Source organism: Streptomyces sp. NPDC048496, from assembly GCF_043200055.1.
Lineage (GTDB): Bacteria > Actinomycetota > Actinomycetes > Streptomycetales > Streptomycetaceae > Streptomyces.
The window spans coordinates 332,496-351,912 of record NZ_JBICXB010000001.1; the positions used below are offsets into that span (position 1 = coordinate 332,496).

At 68.2% G+C, this 19,417-nt stretch carries 18 protein-coding genes and 3 pseudogenes; 10 read left to right on the forward strand and 11 right to left on the reverse strand.

Going from position 1 to position 19,417, the window contains the following annotated elements; all coding sequences use genetic code 11:
* Positions 1-7 precede the first annotated feature (7 nt).
* Entirely contained in the window at positions 8-517 is a 510-nt protein-coding gene (locus ACGFSA_RS01550; protein WP_393298018.1) for a phosphoribosyltransferase, read from the forward strand.
* 111 nt (positions 518-628) lie between these two features.
* On the opposite strand, the pseudogene ACGFSA_RS01555 reads toward ACGFSA_RS01550, so the two are convergent.
* From ACGFSA_RS01555 to ACGFSA_RS01570, 4 genes and pseudogenes are all read right to left on the reverse strand, one after another.
* Positions 629-1,027, reverse strand: a pseudogene (locus ACGFSA_RS01555) (polyphosphate kinase 2 family protein); the annotation flags it as partial.
* A 524-nt stretch (positions 1,028-1,551) separates the two neighbouring features.
* Positions 1,552-2,457 (reverse strand): YIP1 family protein, encoded by a 906-nt coding sequence (locus ACGFSA_RS01560; protein ID WP_393298021.1) that lies wholly within the window; start codon positions 2,455-2,457, stop codon positions 1,552-1,554.
* A 242-nt stretch (positions 2,458-2,699) separates the two neighbouring features.
* Positions 2,700-4,967, reverse strand: coding sequence for a (Fe-S)-binding protein (locus ACGFSA_RS01565; protein WP_393298024.1), 2,268 nt, complete (start codon positions 4,965-4,967; stop codon positions 2,700-2,702).
* An 82-nt stretch (positions 4,968-5,049) separates the two neighbouring features.
* Positions 5,050-5,613: a sugar transferase gene (locus ACGFSA_RS01570; RefSeq protein WP_393298027.1), complete on the reverse strand. Its 564-nt coding sequence runs from the start codon at positions 5,611-5,613 to the stop codon at positions 5,050-5,052.
* A 320-nt stretch (positions 5,614-5,933) separates the two neighbouring features.
* On the opposite strand from ACGFSA_RS01570, the gene dnaK reads away from it, so the two are divergent.
* From dnaK to ACGFSA_RS01590, 4 genes are all read left to right on the forward strand, one after another.
* On the forward strand, positions 5,934-7,787 hold the full coding sequence (gene dnaK / locus ACGFSA_RS01575) for a molecular chaperone DnaK (protein WP_393298030.1): 1,854 nt from the start codon (positions 5,934-5,936) through the stop codon (positions 7,785-7,787).
* Positions 7,784-8,434, forward strand: a complete 651-nt coding sequence (grpE, locus tag ACGFSA_RS01580) for a nucleotide exchange factor GrpE (RefSeq protein ID WP_393298033.1) — start codon at positions 7,784-7,786, stop codon at positions 8,432-8,434. Before dnaK ends, grpE begins: the two co-directional genes overlap by 4 nt.
* Before the next feature lie 93 nt (positions 8,435-8,527).
* Positions 8,528-9,715: a molecular chaperone DnaJ gene (gene dnaJ / locus ACGFSA_RS01585; protein WP_393298036.1), complete on the forward strand. Its 1,188-nt coding sequence runs from the start codon at positions 8,528-8,530 to the stop codon at positions 9,713-9,715.
* A 1-nt stretch (position 9,716) separates the two neighbouring features.
* Positions 9,717-10,160 carry a heat shock protein transcriptional repressor HspR gene (locus tag ACGFSA_RS01590; protein ID WP_266984098.1) on the forward strand — a complete coding sequence of 148 codons (444 nt, stop codon included), beginning with the start codon at positions 9,717-9,719 and terminating at the stop codon, positions 10,158-10,160.
* Positions 10,161-10,243: 83 nt separating this feature from the next.
* Here the strand turns inward: ACGFSA_RS01590 and ACGFSA_RS01595 are convergent, their stop codons facing one another.
* The 3 genes and pseudogenes from ACGFSA_RS01595 to ACGFSA_RS01605 all read right to left on the reverse strand — a co-directional run bounded on the left by ACGFSA_RS01595 (position 10,244) and on the right by ACGFSA_RS01605 (position 11,553).
* Positions 10,244-10,480, reverse strand: a complete 237-nt coding sequence (locus tag ACGFSA_RS01595; RefSeq protein ID WP_393298039.1) for a hypothetical protein — start codon at positions 10,478-10,480, stop codon at positions 10,244-10,246.
* Positions 10,446-10,547: pseudogene (locus tag ACGFSA_RS01600) on the reverse strand (helix-turn-helix transcriptional regulator); the annotation flags it as partial. The pseudogene ACGFSA_RS01600 and the gene ACGFSA_RS01595, both read right to left, overlap by 35 nt.
* A 22-nt stretch (positions 10,548-10,569) precedes the next feature.
* Positions 10,570-11,553, reverse strand: a complete 984-nt coding sequence (locus ACGFSA_RS01605; RefSeq protein ID WP_393298042.1) for a helix-turn-helix transcriptional regulator — start codon at positions 11,551-11,553, stop codon at positions 10,570-10,572.
* 152 nt (positions 11,554-11,705) lie between these two features.
* Here ACGFSA_RS01605 and ACGFSA_RS01610 point away from each other — a divergent pair, with 152 nt between their 5' ends.
* On the forward strand, positions 11,706-12,092 hold the full coding sequence (locus ACGFSA_RS01610) for a hypothetical protein (protein WP_393298045.1): 387 nt from the start codon (positions 11,706-11,708) through the stop codon (positions 12,090-12,092).
* On the forward strand, positions 12,089-12,409 hold the full coding sequence (locus tag ACGFSA_RS01615; protein ID WP_393298048.1) for a (2Fe-2S)-binding protein: 321 nt from the start codon (positions 12,089-12,091) through the stop codon (positions 12,407-12,409). Before ACGFSA_RS01610 ends, ACGFSA_RS01615 begins: the two co-directional genes overlap by 4 nt.
* A 118-nt stretch (positions 12,410-12,527) precedes the next feature.
* On the opposite strand, the gene ACGFSA_RS01620 is transcribed toward ACGFSA_RS01615, so the two are convergent.
* Positions 12,528-12,950, reverse strand: coding sequence for a pyridoxamine 5'-phosphate oxidase family protein (locus ACGFSA_RS01620; RefSeq protein WP_393298051.1), 423 nt, complete (start codon positions 12,948-12,950; stop codon positions 12,528-12,530).
* A 225-nt stretch (positions 12,951-13,175) separates the two neighbouring features.
* Between ACGFSA_RS01620 and clpB the strand changes: the two genes are divergently transcribed.
* The 3 genes from clpB (at position 13,176) to ACGFSA_RS01635 (ending at position 18,049) form a co-directional block, all read left to right on the forward strand.
* Positions 13,176-15,776, forward strand: coding sequence for an ATP-dependent chaperone ClpB (gene clpB / locus ACGFSA_RS01625; protein ID WP_393298054.1), 2,601 nt, complete (start codon positions 13,176-13,178; stop codon positions 15,774-15,776).
* A 378-nt stretch (positions 15,777-16,154) separates the two neighbouring features.
* Positions 16,155-17,420 carry an MFS transporter gene (locus ACGFSA_RS01630; protein ID WP_393298057.1) on the forward strand — a complete coding sequence of 422 codons (1,266 nt, stop codon included), beginning with the start codon at positions 16,155-16,157 and terminating at the stop codon, positions 17,418-17,420.
* Between the two features lie 71 nt (positions 17,421-17,491).
* Positions 17,492-18,049 carry a YbjN domain-containing protein gene (locus ACGFSA_RS01635; RefSeq protein WP_366693963.1) on the forward strand — a complete coding sequence of 186 codons (558 nt, stop codon included), beginning with the start codon at positions 17,492-17,494 and terminating at the stop codon, positions 18,047-18,049.
* 224 nt (positions 18,050-18,273) lie between these two features.
* Here the strand turns inward: ACGFSA_RS01635 and ACGFSA_RS01640 are convergent, their stop codons facing one another.
* The 3 genes and pseudogenes from ACGFSA_RS01640 to ACGFSA_RS01650 form a co-directional block, all read right to left on the reverse strand.
* Positions 18,274-18,534, reverse strand: a complete 261-nt coding sequence (locus ACGFSA_RS01640; protein ID WP_393298060.1) for a Txe/YoeB family addiction module toxin — start codon at positions 18,532-18,534, stop codon at positions 18,274-18,276.
* A gap of 9 nt (positions 18,535-18,543) precedes the next feature.
* Positions 18,544-18,801 (reverse strand): type II toxin-antitoxin system Phd/YefM family antitoxin, encoded by a 258-nt coding sequence (locus ACGFSA_RS01645; RefSeq protein ID WP_393298063.1) that lies wholly within the window; start codon positions 18,799-18,801, stop codon positions 18,544-18,546.
* A gap of 162 nt (positions 18,802-18,963) precedes the next feature.
* Positions 18,964-19,407: pseudogene (locus ACGFSA_RS01650) on the reverse strand (aminotransferase class I/II-fold pyridoxal phosphate-dependent enzyme); the annotation flags it as partial.
* Positions 19,408-19,417: the final 10 nt, after the last annotated feature.

The following is a 19,417-nucleotide window of genomic DNA, read 5'->3' on the forward strand; positions in this document are numbered from 1 at the left end:
CCGGACCATGACTGACGCACGAGAGAATCTGACGTACGACGGGTTCGGTCATGCCGTGCGTGAGCTGGCGCAGGCCGTGGCCGACGACGGCTACGAGCCGGATGTGGTGCTGAGCATCGCGCGGGGCGGGGTCTTTGTCGCCGGCGGGCTGGCGTACGCGCTGGACTGCAAGAACATTCATCTGGTGAATGTCGAGTTCTATACCGGCGTGGGCACCACTTTGGACATGCCGGTGATGCTGGCGCCCGTTCCCAACGCCATCGATTTCTCGGACAAGAAGGTCCTGATCGCCGATGACGTGGCGGACACCGGGAAGACGCTGAAGCTGGTGCGCGATTTCTGTATCGAGCACGTCGCCGAGGTGCGCAGCGCGGTCATCTACGAGAAGCCGCACTCGCTCGTGAAGTGTGAGTACGTGTGGAAGAAGACCGATCGCTGGATCAATTTTCCGTGGAGCGTCTTGCCTCCGGTACGTAAGCCGGGCGAGCCCATCACGCCTTCCACGGAGGCGCTGTAACCGCCGCAGCGGCGGTCGGCTCCTCTTGAGCGCCGGGCACAGGGTGTAACCCGGTGAACCCTCCACGTGCCCGTTACGCGCCGGATGCCTGATCGTCCGGAGCGTTCGCAGCCGGTTGAAGATGGCTATCTCTCCGCGCGCGGGCAGCCGACGGGCGTAACGCCACAGGTAGTCGTGGTCGAGTTCCTCGGTGGAGGGCACCTTGAAGCTGCTGACCCGCACGCCCTGGGGGTTGACGCCGCTCATGACGTGGCGGATCGTCCCGTCCTTGCCCCCGGCGTCGAGCGCCTGGAGACAGAGCAGTACGCCGTACGTGTCCTGGGCGGCCAGCCGTTCCTGGTACTCCGCCAGCAGGGACACCCCGGTCCGCAGCAGCTCGACCCCGTCGCGTTTCCTCAGGCCGGCCTTGTAGCGAGGATCGAAGTCCCGGCCCAGGTTCACCTTCGAGCCCGGTTTCACCCGCAGCGGCCCGTTGAACTCCGCGATGCGTTCGGCTCTCTCGTCCGCCATCACCGATCAGCCCTTCTCTCCGGACACGGTGAGCGCCGCGCGTCCCGGCCCTCGCCACCGTCGTGCCGTGCTCGGCGAGGGGCGGGTAGCCGTTCACAAGCACTCCTTCGTCAGGGCTGTGCCGCGGTGACTCAGGCGCCTGGTCGGTCGGCATGCATACGCTCACCCGATGGCTCCGGGGCCGGCGGCTCAGGTGGCATCAGGCCGGCAGCGTGCTACGAAGAACCCGGAAAGGTACGAGGGCGATGGGCTCGCATCTGCGTCCCCCCGCCGGTCGGTCGTCGTCTCCGGAGGCCTGCTTCAGCCGAGGTGGGGCCGCTCGCGGTGCTGGATGAAGGGTCGGAGCCTGCGTCGCCGTGTGGGCGTCGACTTCCGGTCGCACCGTGTAATGGAGCGTGGACAAGCCTGTCGTGCGGCGCAGCGGGCAGGTTCTCGGCGCCTGAGTCCCGTCAGGTCCGGTCCGTGACAGCAAAACCCCCGGTGCCTTGTGCCGGGGGTTTCTCCGTGGTCGTGGGACGCTGTCGTCAGATCGTGCCCAGCTTGATGATCGACAGCAGTGCGATGAGCTGGATCGCGGACGCACCCAGCGCCTTCGGCCACGGCAGGTCGTGCGACTTGCTCACCATGGACGTGAACAGTGCGGCCGACGCCAGCCAGGTCATCCAGCCGAGGATCTGGACCAGGGAGTTCTCGCCGCCGAGGAAGAGCGCGAAGATCAGCCGTGGGGCGTCCGTGATCGACATGATCAGCATGGAGAGGCCCACGGTCGGCTGCCAGGCGCCGTCGCCGCCGAGCTGGCGGGCGAGGGTGTGGGTGACCGCGCCGAGGACCAGACCGCCGATGACGAAGCCGAGGCCCGTGAGCAGGACGTACGGGACGGCGGTGGAGATCGTTGCGTGGATGGCGTCGTCGCGGGCCTGGTCGAAGCCGAAGAGCGCCAGCAGGCCGTAGAGGAACGTGACTATGAGCGCCGGGCCCCAGACGGGGTAGTCGCGCATCTGCCAGAACGTCGGTCCGGGGCGCAGCACGATGCCGCTCAGCAGCTCCTTCCAGCGCAGGCGGGGGCCTGCGGGCTGGGCGGGTGCCTGGCCGGCGCGGTAGGTGTTGCCGTCGCCGTACGGGTCCTCGTTGATGCTGAACGCCTGAGTGTGACCCGGGTTGTTGGCGTACGGGTCGCCCTGATGGGGCTGGTGCGGCTGGTGGTACGGATCGCCGAAGTATTCGGGTTCGCCGTGTGCGCCGCTGTAGCCCTGGTGTCCGCCGGGGTGCCGGGCTCCGTACGGGGCGCCGTTGCCTCCCGCCGGGGGCCATGGCTGCTGTCCGTACGGCGGCGGTGGTGCCTGCGTGCCGTACGGCTGCTGCTGCGGTTGTTGTTGCCCTTGTTGAGGGGTGCGGTTGTCCCGGCCGCGTCCGATCCTGAATCCAGCCACGTAATCGAACGTACCTGGTCCGCGTGTGTGCGGTGGGAGAGCCGGGGGAACCCGGGCCCCTTTGCGGCCGAGCTGTGACATCCCCTAGGGGGACCCTGGGGGGCCGGCCGGTGGGCGCGAAACCCGGGCCTGCTGTACGGGAACAGGACCGGTTCGGTGGCAGGCGTCAGCCCGCCCAACAGCGGAAGCGGCCGGTCCTGCCCCCGAGGCAGGTCCGACCGCTTCTGTACCGCTGAGACCGGCTACTTCACCGGCTCGGGCTCCGGAGCGTCCGCCGTCTCCGGCTCGCCGGCCGGGTCCGACGGGGTCTTCACCGAGTCCAGCAGCAGCTGCGAGACGTCGACCACCTGGATCGACTCCTTGGCCTGGCCGTCGTTCTTCTTGCCGTTGACCGAGTCGGTCAGCATGACGAGGCAGAACGGGCAGGCGGTGGAGACGATGTCCGGGTTGAGGGAGAGGGCTTCCTCGACACGCTCGTTGTTGATGCGCTTGCCGATCCGCTCCTCCATCCACATCCGGGCACCACCGGCGCCGCAGCAGAAGCCGCGCTCCTTGTGTCGGTGCATCTCCTCGTTCCGCAGACCCGGCACCTTCGCGATGATCTCGCGCGGGGGCGTGTAGATCTTGTTGTGACGGCCCAGGTAGCAGGGGTCGTGGTACGTGATCAGACCCTCGACCGGCGTCACCGGGATCAGCCTGCCCTCGTCGATGAGGTGCTGGAGCAGCTGCGTGTGGTGGATGACCTCGTACTCGCCGCCGAGCTGCGGGTACTCGTTCGCGATGGTGTTGAAGCAGTGCGGGCAGGTCGCGACGATCTTCTTCGACGACTTCGGCTTCTTCGTCTCCGGCTCGTCGTCGTCCTCGCCGAACGCCATGTTCAGCATCGCGACGTTCTCCTGGCCGAGCTGCTGGAACAGCGGCTCGTTGCCCAGGCGGCGGGCCGAGTCACCCGTGCACTTCTCGTCGCCGCCCATGATCGCGAACTTCACGCCCGCGATGTGGAGCAGCTCCGCGAAGGCCTTGGTGGTCTTCTTGGCACGGTCCTCGAGAGCGCCCGCGCAGCCGACCCAGTAGAGGTAGTCGATCTCCGACAGGTCCTCGACGTCCTTGCCGACGATCGGGACCTCGAAGTCGACTTCCTTCGTCCACTCGACGCGCTGCTTCTTGGCCAGCCCCCAGGGGTTGCCCTTCTTCTCCAGGTTCTTGAGCATCGTGCCCGCCTCGGACGGGAACGCGGACTCGATCATCACCTGGTAGCGGCGCATGTCGACGATGTGGTCGATGTGCTCGATGTCGACCGGGCACTGTTCCACGCACGCACCGCAGGTGGTGCAGGACCAGAGCACGTCTGGGTCGATGACGCCGTTCTCCTCGACGGTGCCGATCAGCGGGCGCTCGGCCTCCGCGAGAGCGGCCGCCGGTACGTCCTTCAACTGCTCCTCGGTCGCCTTCTCGTTGCCCTCCATGTCCTTGCCGCCACCGGCGAGCAGGTACGGGGCCTTGGCATGCGCGTGGTCGCGCAGCGACATGATCAGGAGCTTCGGGGAGAGCGGCTTGCCCGTGTTCCAGGCGGGGCACTGCGACTGGCAGCGACCGCACTCGGTGCACGTGGAGAAGTCGAGGATGCCCTTCCAGGAGAACTGCTCGACCTGGGAGACACCGAAGACGTCGTCCTCGCCCGGGTCCTCGAAGTCGATCTCCTTGCCGCCGCTCGTCATCGGCTGCAGCGCGCCGAGCGCGACGTCGCCGTCCGCGTTCCGCTTGAACCAGATGTTGGGGAAGGCGAGGAAGCGGTGCCAGGCGACACCCATGTTGGTGTTGAGCGAGACCGTGATCATCCAGATCAGCGAGACGCCGATCTTGATCATCGCGGTGAGGTAGATGAGGTTCTGGAGGGTCCCGAGGCCGAGTCCCTTGAAGGCGAGGACCAGGGGGTACGAGACGAAGTACGCGGCGTCGTAGCCCTCGACGTGGTGGATCGCGCCCTCAAGACCGCGCAGGGTCAGGATCGCCAGGCCGATGACGAGGATGACGTACTCGACGAAGTACGCCTGCCAGGCCTTGGAGCCCGCGAACCGGGACTTGCGGCCGGCCCGGGAGGGCAGGTTCAGCAGCCGGATGGCGATCAGCACGAGGATGCCGACCGTCGTCATCAGACCGATGAACTCGGTGTACATCTCGAACGGCAGCCAGTTGCCGATGACCGGCAGCACCCAGTCGGCCTTGAAGAGCTGTCCGTACGCCTGGAGCAGCGTCGGCGGCAGCGTCAGGAAGCCGATGGCGACGAACCAGTGGGCGAAGCCGACGATCCCCCACCGGTTCATCCGGGTATGGCCGAGGAACTCCTTGACCAGGGTGATCGTGCGCTGCTTCGGGTTGTCGGTGCGGCTGCCTGCCGGGACCGGCTGTCCGAGCTTGACGAACCGGTAGATCTGCGCGACGGCTCGGGCGATGAGCGCAACGCCGACCACAGTCAGCACCAGCGACACGATGATCGCGGCGAGTTGCATTTGGGGGCTCCTCGGGCCTGCGAGGGTGGGATCCAGCACGTACTAAGCAGTAACTTAATCAGTCTGTGCTGACACTATCCACTTATTCCGCCGCGCTGTAGCCGCGCAGCCGGTGATCTGTGTCGCTCAGGTGCGCCTTCCCGCGGTGGGTGAGCCCGCGGAGGGTGGCGCGGAGTGGGGCGTATGCGGCTTCCGCGAGGATGGCCAGGTCGAGTCCCAGCCAGTGGTGCTCGGCGTAGTGCTGGTCGAGCAGGGCGGGTTCGTCCCATGGCATTCCGGAGCGGGAGCGGACCTGGGCCAGGCCGGTGAGGCCGGGTCTCAGTTCCTGCCGCCAGTGTCGCGCACCGGCCTGGTTCGGGGTGCCCGCCCGCTCGTGGTCGGGGGTGAGTGGTTCCGGTCCGACGAGCGAGAGATCTCCCCGTACGACGTGGGGCAGCCGGGACAGCACGTCCAGGCGCAGTCGGCGGGTGCCCAGGGAGCGCAGCGCGAAGGGGTGGCCGGCCAGTCCGATCCGGGTGGAGCGGGTCAGTACGCAGCCGGGGGGCCGCTGTACGGCGAGGGTGAGGGCTGCGGCGGCGAGCAGGGGAGCGGTCAGGGCCAGCAGGGCCGAGCCGAGGGTGAGATCCAGTGCGCGCTTGGCTGTCATGTGCGACCTCGGTCCGGGCCACGCGTGTGTCCGCATCCGCAACCGCATGTGCATCCGCATCGTTCACACCTGCCTGGCTCGGACGGATCGAGTGCCTGGTTTGTGCGGCTCTCGTCATTTTGTGACAGAACGATCCCACGTGACGATGATGGACCGGGTATGCGGCCCGCCGGGCGGGCCGGTGTCGTCCGATGGCGTGCAGGTGGCGCGGGATACATGCACGATAGTTGAGTCGACCCGACTCAGCTCTGTTGACTCCGGGGCGCCTGTCGTGCATCCTTGAGCCAGATCCACTCAAGTAGTCAGTTGGAGGAATTGAAATGGCACGTGCGGTCGGCATCGACCTGGGCACGACTAACTCCGTCGTCAGCGTTCTCGAAGGCGGCGAGCCCACCGTCATCACCAACGCCGAAGGCGCCAGGACCACGCCGTCCGTCGTCGCCTTCGCGAAGAACGGCGAGGTCCTGGTGGGCGAGGTCGCCAAGCGCCAGGCGGTGACCAACGTCGACAGGACCATCCGGTCGGTCAAGCGCCACATGGGCACCGACTGGAAGATCGACCTCGACGGCAAGAGCTTCAACCCGCAGCAGATGAGCGCCTTCATCCTGCAGAAGCTGAAGCGCGACGCCGAGGCGTACCTGGGCGAGAAGGTCACCGACGCGGTGATCACCGTTCCGGCGTACTTCAACGACTCCGAGCGTCAGGCGACGAAGGAGGCCGGCGAGATCGCGGGCCTGAACGTCCTGCGTATCGTCAACGAGCCGACCGCCGCCGCGCTGGCGTACGGGCTCGACAAGGACGACCAGACGATCCTCGTCTTCGACCTCGGTGGCGGCACCTTCGACGTGTCCCTCCTGGAGATCGGTGACGGCGTCGTCGAGGTGAAGGCCACCAACGGTGACAACCACCTCGGTGGTGACGACTGGGACCAGCGCGTCGTCGACTACCTGGTGAAGCAGTTCGCCAACGGTCACGGTGTGGACCTGTCCAAGGACAAGATGGCTCTCCAGCGTCTCCGCGAAGCCGCGGAGAAGGCGAAGATCGAGCTGTCCTCCTCGACGGAGACCACGATCAACCTGCCGTACATCACGGCGTCCGCCGAGGGCCCGCTGCACCTGGACGAGAAGCTCACGCGCGCCCAGTTCCAGCAGCTCACCGCGGACCTCCTGGAGCGCTGCAAGACCCCGTTCCACAACGTCATCAAGGACGCGGGCATCCAGCTCTCCGAGATCGACCACGTCGTTCTCGTCGGTGGCTCGACCCGTATGCCGGCCGTCGCCGAGCTCGTCAAGGAGCTCACCGGTGGCCAGGAGGCCAACAAGGGCGTGAACCCGGACGAGGTCGTCGCCATCGGCGCCTCGCTCCAGGCCGGTGTCCTCAAGGGCGAGGTCAAGGACGTCCTGCTGCTCGATGTCACCCCGCTGTCTCTCGGTATCGAGACCAAGGGCGGCATCATGACGAAGCTCATCGAGCGCAACACGACGATCCCGACCAAGCGGTCCGAGATCTTCACGACGGCCGAGGACAACCAGCCGTCCGTCCAGATCCAGGTCTACCAGGGCGAGCGCGAGATCGCGGCGTACAACAAGAAGCTCGGCATGTTCGAGCTGACCGGTCTGCCGCCGGCCCCGCGTGGTGTCCCGCAGATCGAGGTCGCGTTCGACATCGACGCCAACGGCATCATGCACGTCGCGGCCAAGGACCTCGGCACCGGCAAGGAGCAGAAGATGACCGTCACCGGCGGCTCCTCGCTGCCGAAGGACGAGGTCAACCGGATGCGTGAGGAGGCCGAGCAGTACGCGGAGGAGGACCACCGCCGCCGCGAGGCCGCCGAGTCCCGCAACCAGGGCGAGCAGCTCGTCTACCAGACGGAGAAGTTCCTCAAGGACAACGAGGACAAGGTTCCCGGCGACGTGAAGACGGAGGTGGAGACCGCGCTCACCGAGCTGAAGGAGAAGCTCAAGGGCGAGGACACCGCCGAGATCCGTACCGCCACCGAGAAGGTCGCGGCCGTCTCCCAGAAGCTGGGCCAGGCGATGTACGCCAACGCGCAGGCCGAGGGCGGCCCGCAGGCCGACGGCCAGCCGGGCGCCGAGCAGGCCAGGGCCGATGACGACGTCGTCGACGCCGAGATCGTGGACGACGAGAAGGACGCCAAGGGCGGTGCGGCGTGACCGAGGAGACTCCGGGCTTCGAGGAGAAGCCCGACGTTCCCTCCGGCGCCACCTCTGACGACGCCGACCCGAAGACTGCCTCCCCTTCCGCGGAGGAGGGGGCGGCCCCGGCCGGGGACGTGAACCAGACCGCCGGTCTGACGGCACAGCTGGACCAGGCACGCAGTGCGCTCACCGAGCGCACCGGCGACCTCCAGCGGCTCCAGGCCGAGTACCAGAACTACCGCCGCCGCGTGGAGCGGGACCGGGTCACGGTCAAGGAGATCGCTGTTGCGGGTCTCCTGAGCGAGCTCCTGCCCGTGCTCGACGACGTCGGCCGCGCCAGGGAACACGGCGAGCTCGTGGGCGGGTTCAAGTCGGTGGCCGAATCGCTGGAGACGGTCGTCGCCAAGCTGGGCCTGCAGCAGTTCGGCAAGGAGGGCGAGCCCTTCGACCCGACGATCCACGAAGCCCTGATGCACTCGTACGCGCCGGACGTCACCGAGACGACCTGCGTGGCGATCCTGCAGCCGGGGTATCGCATCGGCGAGCGCACCATCCGCCCCGCGCGGGTGGCGGTGGCCGAGCCGCAGCCGGGCGCGAGCCCCGCGGCGGCAAAGGAAGAGAAGACAGACGACGAGGAGAGCGGTGGCACCGAGGAGGTCTGACATTTCGTCCGACCACCGCGGGGCTCACCGCCCGGCACGGCGACCGGCCCACGGGCCGGTCGCCCGGCCGATCGTCCGGAAGGAGGGACGTCGATGAGCACGAAGGACTTCGTCGAGAAGGACTACTACAAGGTCCTCGGCGTCCCCAAGGACGCCACCGAAGCCGAGATCAAGAAGTCGTACCGGAAGCTCGCCCGCGAGTTCCACCCGGACGCGAACAAGGGCGACAACAAGGCGGAGGAGCGCTTCAAGGAGATCTCCGAGGCCAATGACATCCTCGGCGACGCCAAGAAGCGCAAGGAGTACGACGAGGCACGCGCCCTCTTCGGCAACGGCGGCTTCCGGGCCGGTCCCGGCGGTGCGGGAGGCAACTTCAACTTCGACCTGGGCGACCTCTTCGGAGGCACGCAGGGCGGAGGTCCCGGCGGCCCCGGCGGATTCGGCGGCGGCGGCGGTCTGGGCGATGTCTTCGGCGGGCTGTTCAACCGGGGCGGCGGTACGGGGACACGCGTGCAGCCGCGCCGCGGGCAGGACATCGAGTCCGAGGTGACGCTCAGCTTCACCGAGGCGGTCGACGGGGCCACGGTCCCGCTGCGGATGTCCAGCCAGGCGCCCTGCAAGGCGTGTTCGGGCACCGGCGACAAGAACGGCACCCCGAGGGTCTGCCCGACCTGTGTCGGCACCGGACAGGTGTCGCGCGGCAGCGGCGGCGGATTCTCGCTCACCGATCCCTGTGTGGACTGCAAGGGCCGGGGCCTCATCGCCCAGGACCCGTGCGATGTCTGCAAGGGCAGCGGGCGGGCGCGTTCGTCGCGCACCATGCAGGTCAGGATCCCGGCGGGCGTCTCCGACAGCCAGCGGATCCGGCTGCGCGGCAAGGGGGCACCGGGCGAGCGCGGCGGACCGGCCGGCGACCTGTACGTCGTCGTCCATGTCGACGCCCACCCGGTCTTCGGCCGCAAGGGCGACAACCTCACGGTCACCGTGCCCGTCACCTTCGCCGAGGCGGCGCTCGGCGGCGAGGTGAAGGTCCCGACGCTCGGCGGACCACCCGTCACCCTGAAACTTCCGGCCGGCACCCCCAACGGGCGTACGATGCGCGCCCGCGGCAAGGGCGCCGTACGCAAGGACGGCACCCGGGGCGACCTCCTGGTCACCGTCGAGGTTGCGGTCCCCACGGGCCTCACCTCCGACGCCCAGGACGCGCTGGAGGCCTACCGGAAGGCGACCGCGGGGGAGGACCCGCGGGCGGAGCTGTTCCAGGCGGCGAAGGGAGCTTGAGGTGGACGGCCGACGACGTAATCCGTACGAACTGACCGATGACTCACCGGTGTACGTGATCTCGATCGCGGCCCAGCTCTCGGGCCTGCATCCGCAGACACTGCGCCAGTACGACCGCCTCGGCCTGGTCTCCCCCGACCGCACGGCCGGCCGCGGCCGACGCTACTCGGCCCGCGACATCGAGTTGCTGCGCACGGTGCAGCAACTGTCGCAGGACGAGGGCATCAACCTGGCGGGCATCAAGCGCATCATCGAACTGGAGAACCAGGTGGCCGCGCTCCAGCAGCGCGTCGCCGAACTCTCCGCGGCGGTGGACGGCGCTGCGGCGGCGATGCAGCAGCGCGAGGCGCAGGTGCGCGCGTCGTACCGGCGTGATCTGGTGCCGTACACGGATGTGCAGCAGGCGAGCGCGCTGGTGGTGTGGCGGCCGAAGCGCGACGGCTGACGCCGTAGCACGTACGAAGCGCGTACGAAGGGGCCGGGAGGTGTGAACCTCCCGGCCCCTTCACGCATGTACGTGCGCCGAGGTCAGCTGACGGGCGGCAGGATCGCCCAGGCGGCTCCCGGAGCGGACTCGCTGCCGTCCGTGTGAACCGAGGTCACCCAGTAGTAGTGGGTGGTGCCGGTGGCGGCTGTGGTGTCCTCGTACGAGGTCGTCGTGACGGGGTCCGTCGTGAGCTTCTCGTACTGCTGGGTGCCGGGGTTCCAGCGGTAGACGTGGTGGCCGACGGCCTCGACGTCTACCGCTGGAGGCGCCGAGGGCATGCATCAGCTTGGAAATGTGGGCCCGGCAGGTCCGGACGCTGATGCCCAGCTTCCGGGCCACCACGTCGTAGGGATGGAACGCGCCGTGGTCACTGGTCCTGGTCCAGAATTCCTGACTGCGCTATGAGATATCCGAGTTGGGCTCGACTGCCGCTGCCGAGTGCGGTGTTCAGTTTGGCGATGTGCGCACGGCAGGTGCGTACGTTCATGCCGAGTCGGCGGGCGATGGAGTCGTCGACGTTTCCTTCGACGAGGAGTTGGGCGATGGAGCGCTGTACGCCGCTGATGCCCTTGGGGGTCGGTTCGTACCTGATCTCTTCGAGGAGCGGTTCCGCGCGGCTCCACAGCTGCTCGAAGACCTTCACCAGATACTCGACCAGCCCGGGGTGGCGCAGTTCCAGGGCGACTTGGCGGTCGTCCTGAGCCGGTATGAAGGCGACCGTCCGGTCGAAGACGATCAGGCGCTCTATGAGTTCTTCCAGGGTACGGATCTCGACCTTGCCCTCGGCCAGACGCTCCGCGTAGGCAAGAGTTCCAGGGCTGTGCCGGGCGGTGTGCTGGTAGAGGGTACGGATACTGACACCGCGGTCCACCACCGAAAGGCCTCGTTCCAGGGCCTCGCTGAGGCGGTCCTCGCTCCGCCCGCCACCGGGCTGGACGGTGAGGACTTCGCTGCGGCACTCCGCAGTGGCAAGATCGAGCGCCGCATTGATCCGGTTGACCCCCTCCAGCACGGTGATGGCGTGGGTGGTCGGCGGGTCCTGGGCGCTGATGTCCATGAAGGGTTCGAAGGATTCGGTCAGTTGGACGGAGCGCCGTCGACGGTCCTGGATCTCGCGTTCTATGGGGTGCAGACGCTGCGCCAGAGCGGCGGACGGCGGAACCGGACGGAGCCAGTCGGAGTCGTCGGGGTCCGGGTGCAGGAGAGCGAAGTCCATCAGGCAAGGTGCGGGGTCCACTTCGGCGCGGGCGATGCGCCCGGAGCGCAGTGCGCTGGCGTAGAGGCGTCTCCCGGCGTCGCACAGTTCGGTGATCCCGTGAGGATGCGCCTGTTTTATATCTCTTGTGGCCATATCTCCACCCCCCAGGTTCCTGAACATGCAGGAACATGATGCATCGACTCAGTGGTGTTCGCGTGCCCAGGTAAGACATCGTCTTAGGTGCGGGGGAGAAGAATCCACAAGTGAGGACGAAGCTGACTATGTATAAGCGAACGCTTCACTCGGTGCTTGCCGCCTCTTTCGTCGCGGCTTTGGGCCTTGGAGTGGTGGGCGCCGGCGACATTGCCTGGAACGCCGAGGCGGCATCCGCGCCGGGCGACATTGCGTGGAGCGTTGAGGCGGCGCCCGCGCCGGGTGACATCGCCTGGTCCGCGCCGGGTGACATCGCCTGGTCCGCGCCGGGTGACATTGCCTGGTCCACGCCGGTCTCGGCGCCGGGTGACATTGCCTGGTCCGCGCCGGGTGACATTGCCTGGTCCGCGCCGGGTGACATTGCCTGGTCCACGCCGGTCTCCGCGCCGGGCGACATCGCCTGGTCCACGCCGGGCGACATCGCCTGGTCCACACCGGGTGACATCGCCTGGTCCACGCCGACGACCGCAGGCGCATGAGCATCCCGCCGGACGACCGGGTCTTCCGGCGGGAGATGGCCTCGGCCTATCGCTCAGGGTGGCACTTCATCGATCTGCTCACGGCACTCCCCCGCCATGGCGATTCGTTGATGGTCACCCTGCTCGGAGAGCCTGTCGTCGTCGTCCTCGAGGACGACGACGAGGTCCGCGCCTACCGGTGTCTCCGTCGTCCCCGTGGGGCGCCGCAGCCCGTCCGGTGTGCGATCCGGTACGGAATGATCTTCGTCAATCTTGATCGGCGTGACCACCAGCTGATCGAACCAGAAACCATCTCCGCCACCCCCCGCAGTGCCTGAGCGATCCCCCGTCGTTCCATGTCGCTCGGACACTCCCCCACACAGCGGCGCCATCGTGACCTGAACACGATGGCGCCGCTGTGCTGTCCGGGGGCGGACGGCGGGGAACTCCCGGGGCTCAGGCCGTGCGGACCGGTGCGCCCCGGCCCAGCGCCCGTTCGAGGGTGATCTCGATGACGACCCGGTCCGGGTTGGGTGCCGGCGTGCGCCCGTAGCGTTCCGCGTAGCGGAGTACCGCGTCGTCGACCACGTCCTGCTCCGTACGGACCGTCGCGCGGCCCTCCAGCGTCGCCCAGCGCCCCCGGTCCACCTGGCAGACCGCCACCCGTGCCCCGTCCGGACCGGCGGCCAGGACGTTGGCGACCTTTCTGCTGCTCTTGTTGGTGATGACGCGGGCGAGTCCGGCCTCGGGGTCGTACGTCACGCCGACCGGCACCACATGCGGGCTGCCGTCGGGGCGGTGGGTGGTCAGCGTGCACACGTGGTACTCGCGCCAGAAGGCGAGGTACTCGGGGCTGGGGTTGCGTACGTCTACGGCCATGGGGAAAGGGTAGGCATCCGCGGGCTCGTGCCCCGATGCGGCGCGGTGGCGGAGGAGCGGTCCGGCCGGTTCACTCGGTCGGGAGTCCTGTTCCGCTCCGGGTTCCGGGCGTGAGCCGTGTGGCGGGGGACCGATCGCACCTTGAGTGGAATAGACTCAACTTTGTGGACGTTGATCTGGTCATAGTTATGACAGGCCAGTCACCGCAAGGAGGAGAGAGCGCACGTGGACGCCGAGCTGACCAACAGGAGCCGGGACGCCATCAATGCGGCCACCAGCAGGGCCGTGAAGGACGGACACCCCGATCTGACCCCTGGGCATCTGCTGCTCGCCCTGCTCCAGGGCGAGGACAACGAGAACATCATCGACCTGCTGGCCGCCGTCGAGGCCGACCAGGCCGCCGTGCGCAGCGAGACCGAGCGGCTGCTCGCGTCGCTGCCCAGCGTCACCGGGTCGACCGTCGCCCCGCCGCAGCCCAACCGTGAGCTGCTCGCCGTCATCTCCGACGCCGCGCAGCGCGCGAAGGAGCTCGGCGACGACTACCTCTCCACCGAGCATCTGATGATCGGCATCGCGGCCGAGGGCGGCCGCGCCGGTGAGATCCTCACCGGGCAGGGCGCCGGCGCGAAGAAGCTGCTGGACGCATTCGAGAAGAGCAGGGGAGGGCGCCGGGTGACCACACCCGACCCGGAGGGCCAGTACAAGGCCCTGGAGAAGTTCGGCACCGACTTCACGGCCGCCGCGCGCGAGGGCAAGCTCGACCCGGTCATCGGGCGTGACCAGGAGATCCGGCGCGTCGTGCAGGTCCTGTCGCGGCGTACGAAGAACAACCCCGTGCTCATCGGCGAGCCCGGCGTCGGCAAGACCGCCGTCGTCGAGGGGCTCGCCCAGCGCATCGTCAAGGGCGATGTGCCGGAGAGCCTGCGGAACAAGCGGCTCGTCTCGCTGGACCTGGGAGCCATGGTCGCGGGCGCCAAGTACCGTGGCGAGTTCGAGGAGCGCCTGAAGACCGTCCTCTCCGAGATCAAGGAGAGCGACGGCCAGATCATCACGTTCATCGACGAGCTCCACACCGTCGTGGGCGCGGGCGCCGGCGGGGACTCCGCCATGGACGCGGGCAACATGCTCAAGCCGATGCTGGCCCGCGGCGAGCTGCGGATGGTGGGTGCGACGACGCTCGACGAGTACCGCGAGCGGATCGAGAAGGACCCCGCCCTGGAGCGCCGCTTCCAGCAGGTCCTGGTCGCCGAGCCGTCCGTGGAGGACACCATCGCGATCCTCCGCGGCCTCAAGGGCCGTTACGAGGCGCACCACAAGGTGCAGATCGCGGACTCCGCGCTGGTCGCCGCCGCGACCCTGTCCGACCGTTACATCACCTCCCGCTTCCTCCCTGACAAGGCGATCGACCTGGTCGACGAGGCGGCGTCCCGGCTGCGCATGGAGATCGACTCCTCGCCCGTCGAGATCGACGAGCTGCAGCGCGCCGTCGACCGCCTCCGGATGGAGGAGCTGGCGCTGAAGAACGAGACCGACGCCGCTTCCGTCCAGCGCCTGGAGAAGCTCCGCCGCGACCTCGCCGACAAGGAGGAGGAGCTGCGCGGTCTCACCGCCCGCTGGGAGAAGGAGAAGCAGAGCCTCAACCGCGTCGGTGAGCTGAAGGAGCGCCTCGACGATCTGCGCGGACAGGCCGAGCGCGCCCAGCGCGACGGCGACTTCGACACCGCATCCAAGCTGCTGTACGGGGAGATTCCGAGCCTTGAGCGGGAACTCGCCGAGGCCGACGAGGCCGAGCAGGAGGCCGCCAGGGACACCATGGTCAAGGACGAGGTCGGTCCGGACGACATCGCCGATGTCGTCGGCGCCTGGACCGGCATCCCGGCCGGACGCCTGCTGGAGGGCGAGACCCAGAAGCTCCTGCGCATGGAGGAGGAGCTGGGCCGGCGGCTGATCGGCCAGACCGAGGCCGTACGGGCGGTGTCGGACGCGGTACGCCGTACCCGCGCCGGAATCGCCGACCCCGACCGGCCCACCGGCTCGTTCCTCTTCCTCGGCCCGACCGGTGTCGGCAAGACGGAGCTCGCGAAGGCGCTCGCCGACTTCCTGTTCGACGACGAGCGGGCCATGGTCCGCATCGACATGAGCGAGTACAGCGAGAAGCACAGCGTGGCGCGTCTCGTCGGCGCCCCGCCCGGCTACGTCGGTTACGAGGAGGGCGGCCAGCTCACGGAGGCGGTCCGCCGCCGCCCGTACAGCGTCGTCCTGCTGGACGAGGTCGAGAAGGCCCACCCCGAGGTCTTCGACATCCTGCTCCAGGTCCTCGACGACGGCCGGCTCACCGACGGACAGGGCCGGACGGTGGACTTCCGCAACACCATCCTGATCCTGACCTCCAACCTCGGCAGCCAGTTCCTGATGGACCCGCTGACCAAGCCCGAGGCGAAGAAGGAACAGGTCCTGGAGGTCGTACGGGCCTCGTTCAAGCCGGAGTTCCTCAACCGGCTCGACGACCTGGTGGTCTTCTCCGCCCTGTCCGGCGACGAGCTCTCGCACATCGCGAAGCTTCAGATCGACCGGCTCGCGGGGCGTCTGGCCGAGCGCAGGCTCACCCTGGACGTCACGCCCGAGGCCCTGGCCTGGCTGGCCGAGGAGGGCAACGACCCGGCCTATGGAGCACGGCCGCTGCGCCGCCTCATCCAGACGGCGATCGGCGACCGGCTCGCGAAGGAGATCCTCGCGGGCGAGGTCAAGGACGGGGACACCGTCCGGGTGGACCGGGTCGAAGACGGCCTGCTCGTCGGGTCCGCGACCTCGGGGAAGACCTTGTAGACGGCGCACGGCCTGTTCGAAGTCGTGTCCCCAGCCGGAAGACCGCGCGTCCCGGCTGGGGACTCGTCGTCTGCGCCGCAGTGCAATTGACAAAGAAATGCGGTGATTTCGGGATAGCGGAGAATCGGTCGCCGTCATCGGTGATCCGTTGTTCGACATCGATATTGAGCCAAACGTTTCGCTCCGTGGCCAGGCTGGGATCGCGTTACCCTGCTCCGCCCGGGGCTGCAACGCCCGCCCCTGACAAGGGATACCTGCTCGGGCACCCGCGACGCCCGCCCGGGGGCACGCGAACAATCAGGACACCTCGGGTCGCCCATCATGACCTGCTCACAAGGAGGATTAGAGGCGGAATTCGGCAGCCGGTAGCGTGCCCGCATGAACGAGCGGATAGGCGATGAGATAAATCCGGGGACTGAAGAGCCCCGATCTGACAATCTCTTTCACCTTGGCGAATTCCGTACCCTTTGGGCTGCTTATGCTCAGTCGATCCTGGGCGACCAGTTGGCACGCGTGGCCCTGTCGTTGCTGGTGTTCGAACGCACCGACTCGCCCGGATGGACCGCGGCGACGTATGCGCTGACCACCTTGCCCGCTCTGCTGTCCGGGGTGCTCCTGTCCGGCCTGGCGGACCGTTTCCCCCGGCGTACGGTCATGATCGGATGCGACCTGGTGCGGACGGTGCTGGTCGGGCTGATGGCCCTGCCCGGGACGCCGTTGCCGCTGCTGGCCGGGCTGCTGGTGCTGGCGCAGCTGGCCGAGGCACCCTTCGGCGCTGCGCAGGGCGCACTGCTGCCGACCGTGCTCGGCGAGCAGAGATACGAGCGGGGCCAGCGAGTCATGCTGATCACTCACCAGGCCGGACAGCTGGTCGGTTTCGCCGGTGGGGGTGTGCTGGTCGCCTGGCTGGGCAGTCACGTCTCCCTGGGTGCGAACGCGGTGACCTTCCTTCTCTCGGCGACCCTGGTCAGGTTCGGCGTAAAGGCCCGTCCCGCGGCGGGTGCCGACGCGCGCAAGACGCGGCTCGGCGCTCAGGTCGGGAGTGCGGCCGCACTGATCTGGTCGGATCGCAGGCTGCGGTCGCTGCTCGCGCTGGGGTGGCTCGCGGGGTTCATCGTCCTGCCGGAAGGGCTGGCCGCCCCCTTCGCGGACGAGGCCGGCGGCGGCGCCTCCTCGGTGGGACTCCTGCTCGCCGCGCATCCGGCGGGAATGGTGCTGGGTGCATCTCTTCTGGGGCGGGCTCAGGTCGGGGACGAGTGGCGGCGCCGTCTGCTCGGGCCGTTGGCGGTCGGTGCGAATCTGCCGCTCATCATCTACTGGCTCGGTCCCGGCATAGGTGTGGCCGTGCTCGTGTTGATGGCGTCGGGGGTGTGCTCCGCCTATCAGATAACCGCCGGAGCCACCTTCGTACTCCTGACCCCGGCCGACCAGCGTGGCCAGGCGCTGGGGCTCGCCAGGTCGGGGCTGATCGCCATGCAGGGGATCGGTGTCGCCACGGGTGGTCTGGCAGCGGAGCTGTCCGGGTCGTCGGCGGGCACCATCGGTGCGTCCGGACTCCTCGGAGTGTTGTGTGCGATCCCTGTCGCCGTTGCCTGGTCGCGGGCGCGGGAAGCCGATGCGGGGACGATTCCCCGGAGGGCGTAGAACTACTGGCCGTCAAACGCCGCTAGGGTCGACGGAAGGAAACCACGTGCGATCCACAGGAGTACCCAGCGATGTCTATCGATCCGTCCTCGATTCCGAATTTCGGGGGCCAGCCCGAACCGCAGGCGGCAGGACCGGAGGGCCCCGTCGTCCCTGACCAGGACCTCGTCAAGCAGCTTCTCGACCAGATGGAGCTGAAGTACGTCGTCGACGACGAGGGTGACCTCGCGGCGCCGTGGGAGGACTTCCGCACGTACTTCATGTTCCGTGGCGAGGACGAGCAGCAGGTCTTCTCGGTGCGTACGTTCTACGACCGCCCGCACCCCGCCGACCAGCGCCCGGTCCTCCTCGACGCGATCGACGACTGGAACCGCCGCACCCTGTGGCCCAAGGTCTACACCCACACCCACGAGGCCGAGGAGGGCGCCGAGGACACCGAGACCTCGGTCCGTCTGATCGGTGAGGCGCAGATGCTCATCGGTACGGGCGTCAGCCTGGAGCACTTCGTCTCGTCGACGGTCAGCTGGGTGCGGGCCTCGATCGAGTTCGACAAGTGGCTGCGGGAGCGTCTGGGTCTGGAGCCGGCCGACAAGGAGTCGGGCGACGGCTCGGACGCGCCGAGCGCCTGAGCGCACAGCCGTTCACAGCGCCGACGGGGCGGCGTCAGCAGATACGTCCCGTAGGCGAACGACAGCCCGGCCGGGGCGACGGTCACCACGACCGCCGTCCTCGGCCGGGTTTTTGTCAGGGCGTGCGCCGGCGGCAGCGGGAAGCGCGGCTCGGACCCGAAGAGGCTGGAGCCGGACGGGCGGCGCCGGACGGCAGGGGCTGTGCTCGATCCGTTCGAGTCCTGTCAGCTCTCATAGTGGTAGCGGCACTGCGCGATCAGGACGCTGTCCTCGGTGGCCTTGTAGATCAGTCGGTGCTCGTCGTTGATGCGGCGCGACCAGTAGCCCTGGAATCCGTGCTTGAGCGGTTCCGGTTTGCCGATCCCCTCGTTGCCTTTCCGGGCAATGTCCGCGATGAGCGTATTGATGCGCTTCACGATCTTCCGGTCCTGAAGCTGCCACCACAGGTAGTCCTCCCAGGCGCGGGAGGAGAAGGTGATCTTCATCCGCGTCCCTTATTCGTCGGCCGCCAGCTCGCGTACGGTGCCGCCGCCGTTCTCCAGCTCGTCGATGGATGCGAGCAGGCGCCGGGCGTTCGCCGGGCTTCGCAGCAGGTACGCCGTCTCCTTCAGGGACTCGTAGTCCTCAAGGGAGACGATGACGACCGGGTCGTGTCCGGCCCGGGTGATGACGACCTCTTCGCGGTCGTCGGTGACGGAGTTGAGTACCTCGGCGTACCGCGCGCGCGACTCGGAATACGACATGGTCTTCACGATCGGCCCTCCTTTGACGTACAAGAAATTGTACGTCGCTCCTTGTGGTGCGGCAACCACCGGAATGACGGCCGCGACCAGGCTGCCTCCGGCGCGAAGTTCCGGGCGAGTGAGGTACGGCAGGCAGCGAGAAGTGCGACAACCGGCCCGAAAAGACGGCGGTCAGTGCGCGAATGCCTTGCGGAGCCGTTCCGCAGCGTCCACCAGTACCTCGGGGCGTTTGCAGAAGGCGAACCGGACCTTGCTGCGGCCCGCCTCCTGGTGGTCGTAGAACACCGCGTTGGGGATGGCGACGACCCCGCACCGCTCGGGCAGCGCGCGGCAGAAGGCGAATCCGTCGGTCTCGCCGCCGAGCGGACGGATGTCGGTGGTGACGAAGTACGTCCCGGCGGGCCGGTAGACCTCGAATCCGGCCTCGGCCAGCCCGGCGCTCAGCAGGTCCCGCTTGGCCCGCAGATCCGCGCGCAGCTCGTCGAAGTAGCTGTCGGGCAGGCGCAGCGCCTCGGCGACCGCGTACTGGAACGGACCCGCGGAGACGTAGGTCAGGAACTGCTTCGCCGAGCGGACCGCCGCCACCAGCTCCGGGGCCGCGGTCACCCAGCCCACTCCTTATTCG